This window comes from Pseudonocardia xinjiangensis (assembly GCF_050948425.1).
Lineage (GTDB): Bacteria > Actinomycetota > Actinomycetes > Mycobacteriales > Pseudonocardiaceae > Pseudonocardia > Pseudonocardia xinjiangensis.
Genome location: NZ_CP192009.1, coordinates 4,921,565 through 4,936,669 on the forward strand (window position 1 = coordinate 4,921,565; position 15,105 = coordinate 4,936,669).

The 15,105-nt window shown below is 70.5% G+C and carries 18 protein-coding genes; 4 read left to right on the forward strand and 14 right to left on the reverse strand.

The annotated features are described in order from the left end of the window. Position 1 precedes the first annotated feature (1 nt). From ACQPZA_RS23140 to ACQPZA_RS23160, 5 genes are all read right to left on the reverse strand, one after another. Positions 2–829 (reverse strand): carbohydrate ABC transporter permease, encoded by an 828-nt coding sequence (locus ACQPZA_RS23140; RefSeq protein ID WP_433273669.1) that lies wholly within the window; start codon positions 827–829, stop codon positions 2–4. After that, entirely contained in the window at positions 826–1,770 is a 945-nt protein-coding gene (locus tag ACQPZA_RS23145; protein ID WP_433273671.1) for a carbohydrate ABC transporter permease, read from the reverse strand. Before ACQPZA_RS23145 ends, ACQPZA_RS23140 begins: the two co-directional genes overlap by 4 nt. Beyond that, a complete protein-coding gene (locus tag ACQPZA_RS23150; RefSeq protein WP_433273673.1) occupies positions 1,770–3,044 on the reverse strand; it encodes an extracellular solute-binding protein in 1,275 nt (424 codons plus the stop codon). Before ACQPZA_RS23150 ends, ACQPZA_RS23145 begins: the two co-directional genes overlap by 1 nt. A gap of 87 nt (positions 3,045–3,131) precedes the next feature. Continuing rightward, positions 3,132–4,103, reverse strand: a complete 972-nt coding sequence (locus ACQPZA_RS23155; protein WP_433273675.1) for a LacI family DNA-binding transcriptional regulator — start codon at positions 4,101–4,103, stop codon at positions 3,132–3,134. 138 nt (positions 4,104–4,241) lie between these two features. Then, positions 4,242–4,910 (reverse strand): alpha/beta fold hydrolase, encoded by a 669-nt coding sequence (locus ACQPZA_RS23160; protein WP_433273677.1) that lies wholly within the window; start codon positions 4,908–4,910, stop codon positions 4,242–4,244. A gap of 108 nt (positions 4,911–5,018) precedes the next feature. On the opposite strand from ACQPZA_RS23160, the gene ACQPZA_RS23165 reads away from it, so the two are divergent. After that, a complete protein-coding gene (locus ACQPZA_RS23165) occupies positions 5,019–5,819 on the forward strand; it encodes an AraC family transcriptional regulator (RefSeq protein ID WP_433273679.1) in 801 nt (266 codons plus the stop codon). Between the two features lie 22 nt (positions 5,820–5,841). Here the strand turns inward: ACQPZA_RS23165 and ACQPZA_RS23170 are convergent, their stop codons facing one another. Beyond that, complete coding sequence (locus ACQPZA_RS23170) at positions 5,842–6,204, reverse strand: TraR/DksA family transcriptional regulator (RefSeq protein WP_433273681.1); 363 nt, start codon at positions 6,202–6,204, stop codon at positions 5,842–5,844. 80 nt (positions 6,205–6,284) lie between these two features. Further along, positions 6,285–6,653 (reverse strand): winged helix-turn-helix transcriptional regulator, encoded by a 369-nt coding sequence (locus ACQPZA_RS23175; protein ID WP_433273683.1) that lies wholly within the window; start codon positions 6,651–6,653, stop codon positions 6,285–6,287. Between the two features lie 77 nt (positions 6,654–6,730). Here ACQPZA_RS23175 and ACQPZA_RS23180 point away from each other — a divergent pair, with 77 nt between their 5' ends. Continuing rightward, entirely contained in the window at positions 6,731–7,381 is a 651-nt protein-coding gene (locus tag ACQPZA_RS23180) for an NAD(P)-dependent oxidoreductase (RefSeq protein WP_433273685.1), read from the forward strand. 2 nt (positions 7,382–7,383) lie between these two features. On the opposite strand, the gene ACQPZA_RS23185 is transcribed toward ACQPZA_RS23180, so the two are convergent. Together ACQPZA_RS23185 and ACQPZA_RS23190 are read right to left on the reverse strand one after the other, a co-directional pair. After that, complete coding sequence (locus tag ACQPZA_RS23185) at positions 7,384–7,815, reverse strand: SgcJ/EcaC family oxidoreductase (protein WP_433273687.1); 432 nt, start codon at positions 7,813–7,815, stop codon at positions 7,384–7,386. Positions 7,816–7,848: 33 nt separating this feature from the next. Continuing rightward, positions 7,849–8,601, reverse strand: coding sequence for an alpha/beta hydrolase (locus tag ACQPZA_RS23190; protein ID WP_433273689.1), 753 nt, complete (start codon positions 8,599–8,601; stop codon positions 7,849–7,851). A 41-nt stretch (positions 8,602–8,642) separates the two neighbouring features. Between ACQPZA_RS23190 and ACQPZA_RS23195 the strand changes: the two genes are divergently transcribed. Continuing rightward, positions 8,643–8,921 carry a hypothetical protein gene (locus ACQPZA_RS23195; protein ID WP_433273692.1) on the forward strand — a complete coding sequence of 93 codons (279 nt, stop codon included), beginning with the start codon at positions 8,643–8,645 and terminating at the stop codon, positions 8,919–8,921. 13 nt (positions 8,922–8,934) lie between these two features. Here ACQPZA_RS23195 and ACQPZA_RS23200 read toward each other — a convergent pair whose 3' ends face one another. Beyond that, positions 8,935–9,516, reverse strand: coding sequence for a TetR/AcrR family transcriptional regulator (locus ACQPZA_RS23200; protein ID WP_433273694.1), 582 nt, complete (start codon positions 9,514–9,516; stop codon positions 8,935–8,937). 168 nt (positions 9,517–9,684) lie between these two features. Between ACQPZA_RS23200 and ACQPZA_RS23205 the strand changes: the two genes are divergently transcribed. Further along, the gene (locus tag ACQPZA_RS23205) at positions 9,685–10,539 is read left to right on the forward strand and encodes an alpha/beta fold hydrolase (protein ID WP_433273696.1); all 855 of its coding nucleotides are present in this window, start codon (positions 9,685–9,687) and stop codon (positions 10,537–10,539) included. 91 nt (positions 10,540–10,630) lie between these two features. Here the strand turns inward: ACQPZA_RS23205 and ACQPZA_RS23210 are convergent, their stop codons facing one another. From ACQPZA_RS23210 to ACQPZA_RS23225, 4 genes are all read right to left on the reverse strand, one after another. Then, positions 10,631–12,916, reverse strand: a complete 2,286-nt coding sequence (locus tag ACQPZA_RS23210; protein WP_433273698.1) for a xanthine dehydrogenase family protein molybdopterin-binding subunit — start codon at positions 12,914–12,916, stop codon at positions 10,631–10,633. Next, a complete protein-coding gene (locus ACQPZA_RS23215; RefSeq protein WP_433273700.1) occupies positions 12,913–13,473 on the reverse strand; it encodes a (2Fe-2S)-binding protein in 561 nt (186 codons plus the stop codon). Before ACQPZA_RS23215 ends, ACQPZA_RS23210 begins: the two co-directional genes overlap by 4 nt. Beyond that, a complete protein-coding gene (locus ACQPZA_RS23220; RefSeq protein WP_433273702.1) occupies positions 13,470–14,348 on the reverse strand; it encodes an FAD binding domain-containing protein in 879 nt (292 codons plus the stop codon). The genes ACQPZA_RS23215 and ACQPZA_RS23220 overlap by 4 nt, the downstream gene beginning before the upstream one ends. A 157-nt stretch (positions 14,349–14,505) precedes the next feature. Next, positions 14,506–15,072, reverse strand: a complete 567-nt coding sequence (locus ACQPZA_RS23225) for a MarR family winged helix-turn-helix transcriptional regulator (protein ID WP_433273704.1) — start codon at positions 15,070–15,072, stop codon at positions 14,506–14,508. Positions 15,073–15,105 lie beyond the last annotated feature (33 nt).

Below are 15,105 nucleotides of genomic sequence, written 5' to 3' on the forward strand. Positions count from 1 at the left end.
CTCAGCCTTTCACGGCGCCGGCGGCGATGTTCTTGATGAAGTGGCGGGAACCGATCAGGAACACGACGAGCAGGGGCAGGATCGCCAGCAGCGTGCCCGCCATCACCAGGCTGTAGTCCGTGCCGTACACCCCGTTCAGCTGGCTGAGCGCGACCTGCAGGGTGAGGTTGCGCGAGTCGACCATGATGATCAGCGGCCACAGGTAGTCGTTCCACGCGCTGATGAACGTGAAGATCCCCAGGAACGCGAGCGCCGGGCGCAGCACGGGCAGTGCCACGTTCCAGTACGTCCGGAAGAACCCGCAGCCGTCCATCCGCGCTGCTTCCAGCAGTTCGTCGGGCAGCGCGCTCGCGCAGTACTGGCGCATCCAGAAGATGCCGAACGCGTTGGCGGCAGCCGGGATGATCAACGCCTTGAGGTCGCCGACCCACCCGAGCGTCGCCATGATCGAGAACTGCGGGATCGCCGCGAGCTGGGTGGGCACCACGAAGGTGGCGAGCAGGATCCCGAACAGCACGTCCCGCCCGGGGAAGCGGTACTTCGCGAACGTGAACGCGGCGAGCGAGTCGAAGAACAGCACCAGCACGGTGGTCGCCACCGCGACGACCACGGTGTTCAGCAGCGACCCGAAGAAGTCGATGCTGGCGAAGACCTCGGCGAGGTTGCCGAACAGATGCGGGCCGAACGTCAGCTTGGGTGGTGTCGTGAAGATGTCCGACGTCGTGTTGGTCGCCATCACGGCGAGCCAGTAGTAGGGGAACAGCGTGATCACCGCCCCGACGGCCAGCAGCCCGCCGCCCAGCAGCTTCACCCGCAGCGACGGTGTCACCGGGACACCTCCGCGCGTTCGGGGCGCTGGATCAGCCGCCAGTTGATGATCGCGAAGATCACGACGACGACGAAGATCCCCCAGGCGATCGCGGCCCCGTAGCCGAAGTCGTTCTCGAGGAAGGCCATGTTGTAGAAGTAGAGGACCATCGTGGTTCCGGCGTCCTGCACGCCGCCGCGGTCGCCCACCAGCACCTGCGCCTCCGTGAAGACCTGCATCCCGTTGATCGCCGACATCACCACGGAGAACAGCACCACCGGGCGCAGCAGCGGGAGCGTGACGCGGAAGAACGTCTGCACCGGCCCGGCCCCGTCGATGCGGGCGGCCTCGTGGACGTCGGCCGGGATCGCCTGCAGCCCGGCCAGGAAGATGATCGCGTTGTAGCCGACCCACCGCCAGATGATCATCACCGAGATGGCGACCTTGATGCCCCACGGATCGGTCAGCCAGCCGATCGGGTCGAGGCCGATCGCGCTGAGGAACGCGTTGAGGATGCCGAACTCGGTGGAGAACACCGAGCTGAACACGATCGCCATCGCGACGACCGACGTCACGTTGGGCATGAAGTACGCGATCCGGTACAGCCCCTTGAAACGGATCGAGGAGTTCAGCCCGAGCGCGATGAGCAGTGCCAGCACCGTCATCGGCACCGTCGACATGACCCAGATGATGAATGTGTTGCCGATCGCGTTCCAGAACTCGGCGTCGGTGACGAGCAATGCGAAGTTGTCGAGCCCGATCCATTGCATCGGCCCGATGCCGTCCCAGCGGTTCAGCGCGAGGTACAGCGAGTAGAACACCGGGTACGCGCCGAAGACGAGGAACAGGATGTAGAACGGCGAGATGGCGAGGTACTGCGGAAGGTGGCGGAACCGCCGCCGCTGCGGAACCTGCGCAACAGCCGGCGCGCTCGGCGCTTTGCGCGGGAGCAGATCCGTCATCACAACACCCCCGATCGCTGCAGGAGCCGGTCGATCGCGGAGCGGGCGTCACGCCACGCCTGCTGCGGGTCCTTGCCCGCCGACTCCACGTTGACCAGCTCGTCGGTGAAGCAGTTGCTGATGTCGATGTCCCACGGGCTGAAGTAGGCAGGCTGCACGCCCTTCGCCGACTCGCCGAACACGTCGGCCGTGATCTGGCCGCCGAAGAACGGGTCGGGCTGCCGGGCGGTGACATCGGTGAACGCGGCCGGCGCCGAGGGGAAGAGCCCGACGTCGGCGTAGTGGCGCGCCTGGTTGGTGGGCGAGAGCAACCAGCTGACGATCTCGAACGCCGCCTGCGGCTGCGGGCAGTACCGGGTGATCGCGATGAACGAGCCGCCCTGGTTGCCCGGCCCACCGGGGCTGCGGCACAGGCGCCACGTTCCCGCGGTGGTCGGCGCCGACTCCTTGATCTCGCCGGTGATCCACGAGGCGTTGACGAGGCTGAGCTCCGTGCCGTTGGTCCACGCGGCGTGCCGGTCGACGGAGCCCGTGGTGCTGCCGTTGTCGAAGTAGCCGGCCGTCAGGCCCTTGCGTACGGCGCTCAGCGCCCGTTCCCACGCGCGCCTGACGGGCTCCTCGTCGCCGATGAACCGCCCTTGGCGGTCCATGTACTTGCGCGGCTCCTGCGCCATCGAGTACGTGAAGACGGTCTTGGCGTCGGTGATCAGGTACCGGCCGGGCAGCGCCTTCTGCAGCTCCTCGCCGAACGCGAAGTAGTCCTCCCACGTCGCCACGGCACGGGCGACGTCGTCGGGCTCGCTCGGCATCCCGGCCTGCGCGAACAGGTCGTGGCGGTAGAACAGCGCGGCGGGCCCGGTGTCGACGGGGAACCCGAGCAGCCGCCCGTCCGGCGTGGTGCCGGCCTCCCACTTCCACGGCAGGTAGTCGCCGCGGAGCCGCTGCGCGCCCATCGTGTTGAGGTCGACGAACTGGTCGGCGTCGCCGAAGTACCCGGCGATGTCGTCGTTGAGCATCGTCATGTCCGGCAGGTAGGCACCACCGGACATCGTCGCGAGCAGCTTGTGGCGCAGGTCGTGGCTGACGTTCGCGGGGTCGAACCCGGCGCCGGCGAAGCGCACGGCGGCCTCGTCGAGCACGGCGGGCGAGAGGCCGCGGGTCCAGTACCAGAGGGTGAGCTTCCCGGGGCTCGCTGTCCTCGGGCTCGCGCACCCGGCGAGCGCGAATGCGAGAGCGCCTGCCGCCAGGAAACGGCGGCGGGTCAGTGCAGTCATCACACCTCCGGCGACGATGCCGTGACCGGTCACGTGACCGGTCACGGAGAGTGTGGGACCGCGTCCATCCACTGTCAAGAAGAGCGCTCAGGCCGTCCCGCGCAGCACGAGCGTGCCCGTGATCGTCGTGACCTCGGGGGTCGCGCCGGCCAGCAGCGTGGCCACCTGCTCGACGGCCAGCGCCCCGAGCTGCCGCGTGTCGATGCGGACCGTGGACAGCGGCGGTTCGACGAGGCTGCCGATCTGCACGCCGTCGAACCCGATCACCGCGCAGTCCTGGGGCACCCGGCGCCCGAGCATCCTGGCCCTGCGGACGGCGCCGATCGCGATGACGTCGTTGTAGGTGAGCAGGCCGTCGAGATCGGGGTGCGCGTCGAGCAGCGCCGCGATGCCGATCTCCCCGCCCTCCACCGACTGCGCCGCGCCGAGCACCCAGCCGCTCAACCCGTGCGAACGCAGCGCGTCGAGGTACCAGCGGCTGCGCACGCTGGGCGCCGCGTGCTCGTGGTCGAGCATGCCGATCCGGCGCCTGCCGCCTGCGACGAGATGTGCGATGGCGGCGTGGATCCCGGCCTCACCGTCCACCCGGATCGAACCGAAGCTCGCACCCGCGCTCTCGCGTCCGATGTAGACCACGGGGATGCCGCCCGTGTACCGGGCGACGACGTCGGCGGGAGCGTTCAGGTACCCGACGATCGCGTCGACCTGCGAGCCGATCACCTCGAGCGCGCCGAGCTCCTGCTCACCCTCGCCCGCGGTGTCGTAGACGACCACGTGCCAGCCGCGCTTCCTGGCCGCCTCCAGCGCGGCCGAGGCGACCTCGGTGAAGAACGGGTTCAGCAGGTCCGGGATGACCAGCCCGACGGACGTCGTGTCCTGCCGGACCAACGCGCGGGCGAACCTGCTGGGCCGGAAGCCGAGCTCGCGCGCGGCGTCGAGCACCCGCTCCTTGGTGGTCGCGTCGATCTCGGGCTTGTCGTTGAGCGCCCGCGACACGGTCTGGTACGACACCCCCGCCGAAATGGCGACGTCGCGGATCGTCACCCGCTTGCCGGCCATCGGTCCTCCTTCACGCGGGAGGTGACGCTAGCAGCCGGCGCCGGGCACGACCCGCCACGCGATCCCTCCCGGACCGGCAGGACGCGATCCGACGTCGATCATGACCACGGCGCAGATCGGGGTCGCCCTGGACGCGGGTCATTCGCCGAGCAGTAGTGCAGCGACCGCCTCCGGGGCCTCATGCATGGCGTCGTGCCCGGTGGGGAGGTCGTGGATCCGCCACTCGGGATCGGCGTGGAGCCGGGCGCGGAGTTCGGCGAAGGGCGTCCGGTCCTCCCATCCCGAGCAGTAGACGAACTCCCGGCGGGGGACCTGGGCGAACGCGCCGGTGAGCCGGATCGTCTGCAGGAACGCGGCGAGGGGATGGGAACGGCGGCGGGGATCGCCGCCGTCCGGCGGTCGGACGGCGTATCCGGTGTCCGCCGCGCCGGTGGCGAACACTGCCCGGAAGTGCTCGTTCGTCGACGACCAGCACGACTCACCGTCGCGCGGCACGTAGGCGTCGAGATGCACCAGTCGTGAGATCCGACCGCCGGCGCGGTCGGCGGCGGCGGCGATCACCATCCCGGCGTAGCTGTGGCCGACCAGCGTCGCGCTGGTGATGTGGTGGCGATCGAGGTGCCGCACCACGTCGTCGGCGTGCGTGTCGAGGTTGGCGGACGCGACCGTCGCGTTGTCGTCGTCCCGCTGCAGACCGGTCAGGGTCAGGGCGTGAACGGTGTGACCGGCACGCTCCAGCAGCGGAACCACCGCCTCGAACGCCCAGGACCCCTTCCAGGCGCCGGGCACGAGGACGAACGTCGCCATGCGTTTCTCCTTCTCTCGCGAGCAGCGGCATCGAGGCACCTGCCTCGACGGCATGAAGGAAGTTTGACCGGATCATGGCGTGGCGTGTTACCGCTACGATGCCAACTGATGCCCGCTCGCCGCCAACCTCGCCCGAGCGCCGCCGTGACGTCACAGGTGTGGCCGTCGGGCGGGCGCCACCTCTGGCAGTCCGGCGGGACGAGCGCGGTGCAGTCGCACGAACGGGGCCACCTGGTCTATGCGGCCAGCGGTGTCCTGGCGGTTCACACCGAGCGCGGCACCTCGATCGTGCCCGCCAACCGGGTCGCCTGGACCCCCGCCGGGTTCACGCACCACCACCGCGCCCACGGCGACACCGATATGCGGATCGTCTTTCTCGCGCCCTCCCTTGCCCGGCTCGTCCCGGACCATCCCGCCGTGTTCCTGGCCTCCGGCCTCGCCCGCGAGGTCCTGCTCGCCCTGACCGGCCCCCACAACCACGACGGCACCGCGCCCGGCCGCAGCCGCTCCGCGCGCTCCCGCCTCCTTCGAGTCCTGGTCGATGAGCTCCGCGAAGCACCCGAACAGCCACTGCACCTGCCCGAACCACGCGACGACCGGCTGCAGGCCATCGCCCGGATGCTGCAGGAGTCGCCTGCCGACAACGCCACGCTGACCGAACTCGGGAAGACGGTCGGAGCCAGCAGCCGCACCCTCAGCCGGCTGTTCAACAACGAGCTCGGCATGACCTTCTACGAGTGGCGCACCCAGCTACGCGTCCACCACGCACTCGTGCTCCTCGCCGAGGGCCACGACACCATCCGAACCGCCTCCGCCTGCGGATGGGCCAACCCCAGCAGCTTCATCGCGGCCTTCACCACCATCATCGGGACGACCCCGGGCCGCTACCGAACCTCTGCCGACACCTGAGACGAGTCACCGCGGGAGTCCGTCATCGCGGGCGGCGGGACCGGCTCTCCGCGCAGCGGATGCACGTCTCGGCGGCGGGCACCGCCTCCAGGCGTGCCTCGCCGATGTCGCGCCCGCACGGCACGCACCGGCCGTAGGTACCGGCCGCCACGCGGTCCGCCGCCCGGACCAGAGCCGTGAGGTCCCGGCGGGCGCCCGCCAGCAGACCCAGCACCTGCGCACGCTGGACCGCGATCGTCACGCCCTCCGGGTCGTGCTCGTCATCGTGCGTATCGAACGCCTGCTGCTCGGCCATCCCCTCGACCTGCCGCTCCAGCGCAGCGATCCGGTCCGCCGTCTCCGCCCGCTCCGCGGCGAGCCGCGCCGAGACGTCCCGTTCGTCCATAGGTGTGGAACGGGCGGGGTCGCATCACCGTTCCGCGCAGCGATCACGGCGCACCCGGCGCCACGGCGCGAGCCAGGCGTTCAGACGCGCTGGGCGTGCTCCTCGCGAGCACGCGCCACCGCTTCCCCGTGTTCGGCGTTCCACGCGCAGCTCGCGGCGAGCGGCTCGAAGAGCGTGTGCCCGAGCGGGGTCAGCTCGTACTCGACCCGCGGCGGCATCTCGTCGTAGACGGTTCGCGTGATCATGCCGTCGCGCTCCATGGCGCGCAGCGACTCGGTCAGCACCTTCGGCGTGACGCGCGCGAGCGGCACCTGCAGCTCCGAGAACCGGCGCGGCCCGTCGCGGAGACAGACGAGGATCTTCGCCGTCCACTTGTCGCCGACCCGGACGGGGAACGGCACGTGGTCGGCGCAGGCCGTGAACAGCGCAGGATCCAGGGGCTCACGCACCGTCCGACCCTACGTCGGCACAGGTCGGCGCCACTACCGTTGCGGGAACCGCACCCGTGGCGCCTAGCGTCCTGCGCATGAGCCGGATCGTGATCTTCGGAGCAGGTGGACGCGCTGGTCGGCGGGCGGTCGAGGAGGCGGTGGGCCGCGGCCACGAGGTCACGGCGGTCGTGCGGGACCCCGACGCCCACCGCGGTCCGGGTCGCGCCGGCGTGAGCGTCGTGGCCGGCGACGTCACCGACCCCACGAGCGTCGCGGCCGTCGCCGCCGGGCACGACGCCGCCGTCACCGCGGCCGCGCGGCTCGACGTCCCGGCCATCGACTTCTACACGGCGGCGACCGAGGCTCTCGTGGCCGGGCTGGCGAAGGCGGGCGTGTCCCGGCTCGTCCTGGTGGGCATGGGGCCGGTGCTCGAGGTGGCGCCGGGCGAACGGCTGCTGGATGCTCCCGGCTTCCCGGCCGCGCACCGCGGCTTCGCCCTCGGCCACGTCGCCCAGCTCGACGTCCTGGCCGCCGCGCCCGACCTCGACTGGGTCGTGCTCGCCCCACCCGTGGTCTTCCTGGACGAGACGGCCGCGCGCACCGGCCGGTACCGGACCGGCGGCACGCAGCTGCTGTCGCCGCCCGGTACCGGCACCCCGTTCTCCTACGCCGATCTCGCCGTCGCCCTGCTCGACGCGATCGACACCCCCCGCCACCACCGGGCACTGGTCGCCGTCGGCCCCTAGCATCAGGAACCAGGCACGAGGGTGTTCTGCCGTGCCACCACCCACCACCGCTCACCCTCCTTGGTCAGCACGTACAGGGCGCTCATCGCATGGCCCACGTCGACCGGCTCACCTGCCGCGTCCGTCGCCCACGCGTGCTTGTGCGCCACCGCGACGTCGGGCCGCACGAAGACCACGTCCGCGAGCCGGTAGCGGGCGCGCTCGTCGCGCAACGGTCCCGCGAGCGCAGCCCTGCTCACCTCGAGCATCATGTCGCGGCCGTCGAGCTGCCGCCCGTAAACGGAGACGGCCGAGCCGTTCTCGGCGAAGTGCTCGACCAGCAGGTCGGCGTCGTTGTCGTTGAAGCCCTTCTCGACGTCGGCGATCACCTGGCGGATCGCCTCGACGTCTGCGGTGTGGTCGAGCGAGGTGTCCTCGATACGGGGTGCGGTCATGCAAAGATCGTCGGCCCTCAACTCGGCTTCAGGTCAACGGCGGAACCCGGCACCAGGCACCGTCTCGTTCTCCAGGCTCAGCAGGAGGTCGCGGACCGCGGCGGGCTGTGACAGGAACGGGTGATGGCCCGCGTCGAGCTCGACGACGCGGCCGGCCCCGCGGGCGAACTCGCGCTGCAACCGGGCAGGGGTGCCCGCGTCCCGGGCGCACACGAGGTAGGTCGAGGGGATGTGGCGCCAGGCGGCCGCCCCGACCGACTGCCCGGTCACCTGCACGTTCTGGACGGCGAGGTGATCCGCCGCCTGGGTCTGGACGTCGGCGTCGCAGTCCTGCAGGAAGGTGTCCACCAGCAGCTCGGGGCGAACCCCGAACGTCCCGGCGGCGAGGTCGACGTCGAGGAACGGCGCGGGGGTGCCGTCGCCGAACTCGGACAGGCTCTGCCCGACCTCAGGCAGGTAGCTGGAGATCAGCAGCAGGTGGCGCACCGACGCCACACCCGCAGCCGCCTCTGCCGTCACGATGCCGCCGTAGCTGTGGGCGACCACGACGGTGGGCTCGTCGCTGTCCTGCAGCACCTGCCGCACCGCGGCGACGTCCTCGGTCAACCCCGGACCGCCGGCACCTCCGGGGATGCCGGCCTCGCCGCAGCTCGGGAGCGCCGGGGCCACGCTCGGCACCCCCCGCGCCTCCAGGAGCCCGGTCATGCGGTGCCACCACCACCATCCGTCCCGCACACAGGCCCCGTGCACGAACACGACCCGCATCGCCACCTCCACGTCCGCCACGAGTGCCGTTCGATCGACGGTAGACGTAGCGCTATCTGCGGATGTTCGGGCAGTTGCGCGAGAGCGCGGCGCAGCAACTGTGGCCCGACTTCCGCCGGGTGGCGACGACCGACTGGCTCGGGCCACTCGAAGACGGCCTGCGCAGCATCGACCGGCCCGAGCTCGCCACCCTCGTCCTCACGGTCATCCGCGGTCTCCTCATGGACCTCGACGCCACTGCCGACAGGACCCGTACCAACAGGGCGTTCTCCGATTTCCTCAGCTCGCTCGATCACCAGATCGTCCGCGAACGTCCGACCGCGCAACGTCGTCCCGGGTGAGCCGCCGGCGGCGTCAGCCCGGTTGTTCGAGGCCCAACAACGCGAGGACGTTGCGGAGACCTTGCTCCAGGACCGCGTCGGCGAGATCCCGGTCGGCCAGTGCGCGGGACAGTTGCAGCGTCCCGACCATCGTGGCGAAGACGCTGAGCGTCCTCGCCCGTGCCGCCTGCAGATCGTCCGGTGCGGAACGGGCGAGGATGGCGTCGATGGTGGCGAGCAAGCCATCGGTGTATGCCCGCCTGGTGCCGTCGCTGCAGCGCCCGATCTCGTCGAGCAGGGCAGCCGACGGGCAACCCTCCTCCGGGTTGTCCCGATGCCGGACCGAGAGGTACGACCGCACGATCTGCTCCGCTCCCCCACCGGACGCCAACTCCGTGAACTGCTCTCCCTGCGCCCGTAGCTGGTCGGCGACCGCGGTGGCGACCAGGTCCTCCTTCGAGGCGAAGTGGGCGTAGAAGGCACCGTTAGTCAGCCCCGCATCCGCCATGAGGCTCGCGACCCCGGAACCGTCGATGCCGTCCCTCTTGAACCGGCGCCCGGCCGCCTCGACGATCCGCTGCCGCGTGGCCTGCTTGTGGTCTTTCCCGTACCGCATGACCGCCTACCTCCACTCCCCAGCAGCAACCGCTTGCCCCGTGCGTCCCGGCCTCTATAGAATTACGATCATACTTCAAAGCGTGAGGTGATGGCGTCGTCCGCCACTCACCCCATCCGGCGCCGTACGTCTCGCTCTCCACATCCGGCAAGGAAGTGAACCCCCGCCATGAGCACCTACCTGGCCGACGCGGCCGAAGACCTCTCCGTCGCGGGCCCCTCCGCCCGGTTCACCTACCGGCGTATGGGCCCGCGGGGCGGCGTCCCCCTCGTCCTGCTCAACCGGTTCCGCGGAACCATCGACTGGTGGGACCCGGAGTTCCTCGACCATCTGGCCGCCGATCACGACGTCATCGTGTTCGACAACATCGGGATCGGCTACACCACCGGCGAACCACGCGAGGCCGTCGAGGGGTTCGCCGACGGCGCGATCGAGTTCGTCGACGCGCTCGGCCTGACGCAGATCGATCTGCTCGGCTGGTCACTGGGCGGCATCGTGGCCCAGCAGGTGGTACTGCGCCGCCCTGAACTGGTGCGCAAGCTGATCGTGGCCGGCAGCAGCCCGGGCGCCCCCGTGCCGGGCGCGCCGCCCATGAGCGAGAAGGTCCGCGAGATCATGGCCAAGCCGGGCGGCGGCGCCCCGGACGACCTGCTGTACCTGTTCTTCCCCGAGACCGACAGGGCCCGCGCAGCGGGGCGCGAGCACCTCGCCAAGGTGTCCACGCGCCTGGCCGCCGGCGGCCCCCAGATCTCCGACGCCGCCGCGAAGGGCCAGCTCATCGCGGTCGCCAAACTCCAGTCGATCCCGTTCGACGAGGTCCGGGCGAACCTGGAGAGCATCACGCAGCCCGTCCTGTACGCCAATGGCGCCCATGACGTGATGATCCCGGCCCTCGCGTCCTACGTCGCGACCCAGCACCTCGACTCGGCCGTCCTCGTGCTCTACAGCGACGCGGGCCACGGGTTCCTGTTCCAGCACGCCGAGGAGTTCGTCACGCAGGTGAGGAACTTCCTCGCCGCCTGACACCCGGGATGTTCGCCAGCCAAGGATGGCGAACGCCCGCGCGGTCCCGCTGTTCGAGAAGGGCGGCGGCACGGGACTCGCCCCGCCGCCGTCAGATCGTGGCTTGGCGGCGGTCGATGGCGTCGAGCACGCGCTCGGGAGTCATCGGCAGCTCCGTGAGCTGCACGCCGACCGCGTCGGCGATCGCCGCGGCGATGGCGGGCGGAACCGGCAGCATGCCGCCCTCGCCGAGCCCCTTGGACCCGAACGGCCCGGAGCCGTGGCCCTGCTCCTGGGTGATGCTCACGAACGAGGCGGGCAGATCGTCGGCCATCGGCACGCGGTAGTTCAGCGCCTCCCCGTTGAGCAGATCCGTGCCCTCGTAGCGCAGTTCCTCGAACAACGCCTGGCCGAGTCCCATCACGGCGGCGCCCTCGTCCTGCCCGCGCGCGCCGAGGTGGTTGATGACCTTGCCCGCGTCGCCGCTGATCACCAGTTGCAGCACGTCGACCTTGCCGGTTTCGACGTCGACCTTGACCTCGGCCGCGGCCCAGCCGATCTCCCAGAACGCGGCTTGGGTCTCGAACGGTGTCTCCGACGAGAAGGCCGCCTTGTACTGCCCCTCGGCGCTGAACTCGAACCCGGTGCCGCCGTACACCTGCTGGATCATGCGGGGCAGCGGGTGGCCCACCCCGTCGGCGATGACCTGCCAGTCCCGCAGGTCGAGCTGCTCGACGGGCAGATCCAGCGACTCCGCCGCGAACTCCAGCACCTGCCGGCGCGCCCGTTCGGCGGCGTCGGCCACGGCCCGGCCGGTCACCACGATGCCGGAGGAGGAGTTGGTGCCGGAGTCGAACGGCGAGTAGTCGGTGTCCACGTCCGTGAAACGGACCCTGGCCGGCTCGGTGCCCAGCACGTCGGCTGCGATCTGGCTGAGCGCGCTGTGGCCGCCCTGCCCCATCTCGGTCAGGCCTGCGGACAGGTAGACGTTGCCGTTGACGTCGATCTTCACCCGGGCCTGCGCGAACTTGTTCATGCCGCCGCCGTCCTTGCACGCCATGGCGATGCCGATGCCACGGCCCGGGACGTGGGGCCGGGCGTGGTACCGGATCGCGTCGGCGACGAGGTCGAGACCGAGCTTGAGGTCGCTGTCGATCGGCCTCTCACCGGGCACGGTCTGCTCGCCCAGGTCGAGCATGTTCCTGCAGCGCAGGTCGAACGGGTCGATGCCGAGCCGTTGCGCGATCAGGTCGAGCTGCCGTTCGTTGGCCCAGGTGGCCTGCGTACCGCCGAACCCGCGGAAGGCGCCTGCGGGGACGGTGTTCGTGTGCACGGTCCAGCACATGGTGTCGATGTGCTGCCAGCGGTAGGCGCCGGGCATCCGGTACCCGGCCTTCTCGGCGACGAACGGGCTGTACTCGGAGTAGGCGCCGGCGTCCAGCAGCACCGTGCTCTGCCGGGCGACGAAGGTTCCGTCCGCCTTGATGCCGGTCCTCAGGGTGAGCGTCGCCTTGTGCTGGCTGATGGTCAGGAACGCCTCTTCCAGCGTCATGCAGAACCGGACCGGACGGCCACCGGCCAGCTGCGAGAGGCGCAACCCGATGTGCTCGGTGCGGCAGTTGCTCTTGCCGCCGAAACCACCGCCGATGTACTCGCCGTGGACCCGCACCACGCTTTCTGCCACGCCGAAGAGCCTCGCCAGCTCCTGGCGCAGCTGGAACGGCATCTGGTTGCTGGTCCACACCTCCAGCCGGTCGGCGGCCGCGGTCGAGACGCTCACGTACGGCTCCAGATGCATGTGGTGCATCCGGGGGAAGTGGAAGGTGTCGGTGAAGATGTGGTCGCAGTCGTCCCAGGCGTCCGGTGAGCCCGTGGTGTGGCCGTACTCGAAGCTGACGTTGCGGGCGGGCCGGAGGGTGGCATGGGCGCCGGGACCGTAGTGCGGAGTGAAGCCGGGGGGCGCCTCCGGGAACAGCTCCGGCGCGTTCTCGGCCAGAGCCTCGGCGATGTCGGCGACCGTGGGCAGCAGCTCGTAGGTGACGTCGATGAGGTCCAGTGCGGCCAGCGCCGTGCGCTCGTCGACGGCGGCGACGGCGGCGACCACGTCGCCGACGTAACGGACGGTGTCCACCGCGACGACCGGCTGGTCCTTGATCAGGGAGCCGAACGTGGTCATCATCGCGCCCAGCCGGTCACGGGTGAGGACCGCCGCGACGCCGGCGAGGGCGTCAGCGGCGCTGGTGTCGATGGACACCACCCTGGCGTGGGCGTGCGGGCTGCGCAGCACCTTCGCGTGCAGCATGCCGGGCAGCGCGACGTCGTAGCCGTACCGGGCGCTGCCGGTGACCTTGGCCCGCGCGTCCCGGCGCGGCGCGTTGCGTCCGACGACCTCGGTCACGAGCGCTCTTCCTCCCCCTCGGGGTCGGGGTCCTCACCGGGTTCACGGGACTCGGCTGCGAGCGTCTCCGCGGCCCGCTCCACCGATTCCATGATCATTTCGTATCCGGTGCAGCGGCAGATGTTGGAGCCGATCCAGCGCCGGATCTCGTCGCGGTCCGGCTTGGCCTCGCTGCGCAGCAGCGCGGTGGTCAGCATGATCATGCCGGGAGTGCAGTAACCGCACTGGAAACCGCCGCACTCGGCGAAGGCCTGTTGCACCGGACCCAGGGCGTCGCCGTCGCGCTGGCCCTCGATCGTCTCGACGGTGGCGCCGTCGACGTCGAACGCGAACAGCGAGCACGAGGCGACCGGTTTCCCGTCCAGCAGCACGGTGCACACCCCGCACACCCCGCGCTCGCAGGAACCGCGCACTCCGGTGAGGCCGAACTCGTCGCGCAGCAGGGAGAGCAGCACGGTGTTCGTGGGCACGTCGGCGTGCCGGCGTGCCCCGTTGAGGATCATGTCGACGGGCACCGCCGCGCCGGCGGGGACCTCGCCGTCCGGGTTCCGGTTCATGCGACGGCCCTCCGATCCGCGGTCGCCTCGAGCTGGCGGCGCAGCAGCACCTCGACGATCCTGCGGCGGTAGCGCGCCGATCCCGCGTAGTCGCCGACCCGGTCGGGCAGCTGACCTGCCATCTCGTGGGCGGCGTCGGCATGATCGATCGCCGTCACCTCGGTCACCGGGACGTCGGTGCGCACCAGCACGGCTGGGCGGTACTCCGAGCCGACCGCCGCGGTGAGGCGCAGCCCGTCGCCGGAGCGGCGGATGGCCAGCGCCACCGTGGTCACCGGACGCATGGACCGGTCGTAGCGGAAGGCGATCAGCGATGCCGTGTCGACGGAGAGGGTGTGCAGCAACGCCCAGCCCTCCGGCACGGCCGGGTCGCGCCGGACGAACTCGTCGACGGTGCAGTGCCGCTCCCCCGCCGCGGTGCTGAACTCCATCGCGGTGTCCAGCGCGCCGAGGATGACGGGCATCTCGTAGCGGTACCGGCGCGCCATGAGGTTGCCGCCGACCGTCGCCCGGAACCGGATGCGCACGGTGGCGATGCCGGACCAGGCATCAGCGAGTTCCGGGAGGGTGGCACCGAGAACGGGATGCGCGGAGCCGTCGTGGTGGGTGTTGAGCGCACCGATCCGGAGCGCGGCGCCGTCGTGCTCGACCGTCCGCAGCTCGTCCAGGTTGCGCAGCGACACCAGCGCGGAGGGCACGAGACCCTCGCGGATGGCCGCGACCAGGTCCGTGCAGCCCGCAGCGATGACCGCCTCCGGACGGTCGGCGAGCACGGCACGCGCATCGGCCAGGCTCGTCGGCCGCAGCAGGTCGAACGGCGGCAGGGCGGCTTGCGTCGGGGTGAGCAACCCGGCGCCACGGGACTGCAGGCGCATCGCGTACGTCCTTCTCCGGTCCAGCCTGGACACAGGGCGGAATACCTCTTCGCTAAATATATTAGCGCCAAGATAAGTTCAGGACAACCAGAGGTGCAGCCTGTCGAAATCGACACATCGGACGGAAGTGGTCAGAACGCCACTGAGAGCTGAGAGATCAGCCCACGTCATCGAGACGGTCCGCAGCCCGGCCATCGGTGCGCGACATCGTCTCGTACGCGTCGAGCGACCGCTCCAGCCTGCTGAGCAGCTGGGCGAGCTGGCGCCGTTCGGACGACGTCAGGCCGACCAGCAGGGTGTGCTCGTTGGCGAAGTGCGCGGCCGCGACCTTCTCGATCAGCTCCAGGCCCGTGTCCGTGAGCTGGACGTAGACGACCCGCTTGTCGACCTCGTCCCGCTCCCGGGTCACCAGCCCGGCCTTCTCCAGCCGGTCCACCCGCAGACTGATGCCGCCCGAGGTGATCAGCGAGCTGTCCGCCAGCGCGCCTGCGGTCTGCCGGTACGGGGCTCCGTGCCGGCGCAGGACGGCGAGGATGTCGAAGGCCGCGGCGTTGATGCCGTAGTCGGCGAACACGTCCGTGACGTACGCGTGGTAGCGGAGGAAGACCCGGTGGATGCGGCCGAAGACCGCCAGCGGCGTGGAGTCGACCTCCGGCAGTTCCCGCCGCCACTGCTCCAGAATCGCGTCGACCGCGTCCGGCCGGACCGGGTCACGCCGAGCCATCGAGTCTCCTCCCGGCGGCGGATTATCTCACCG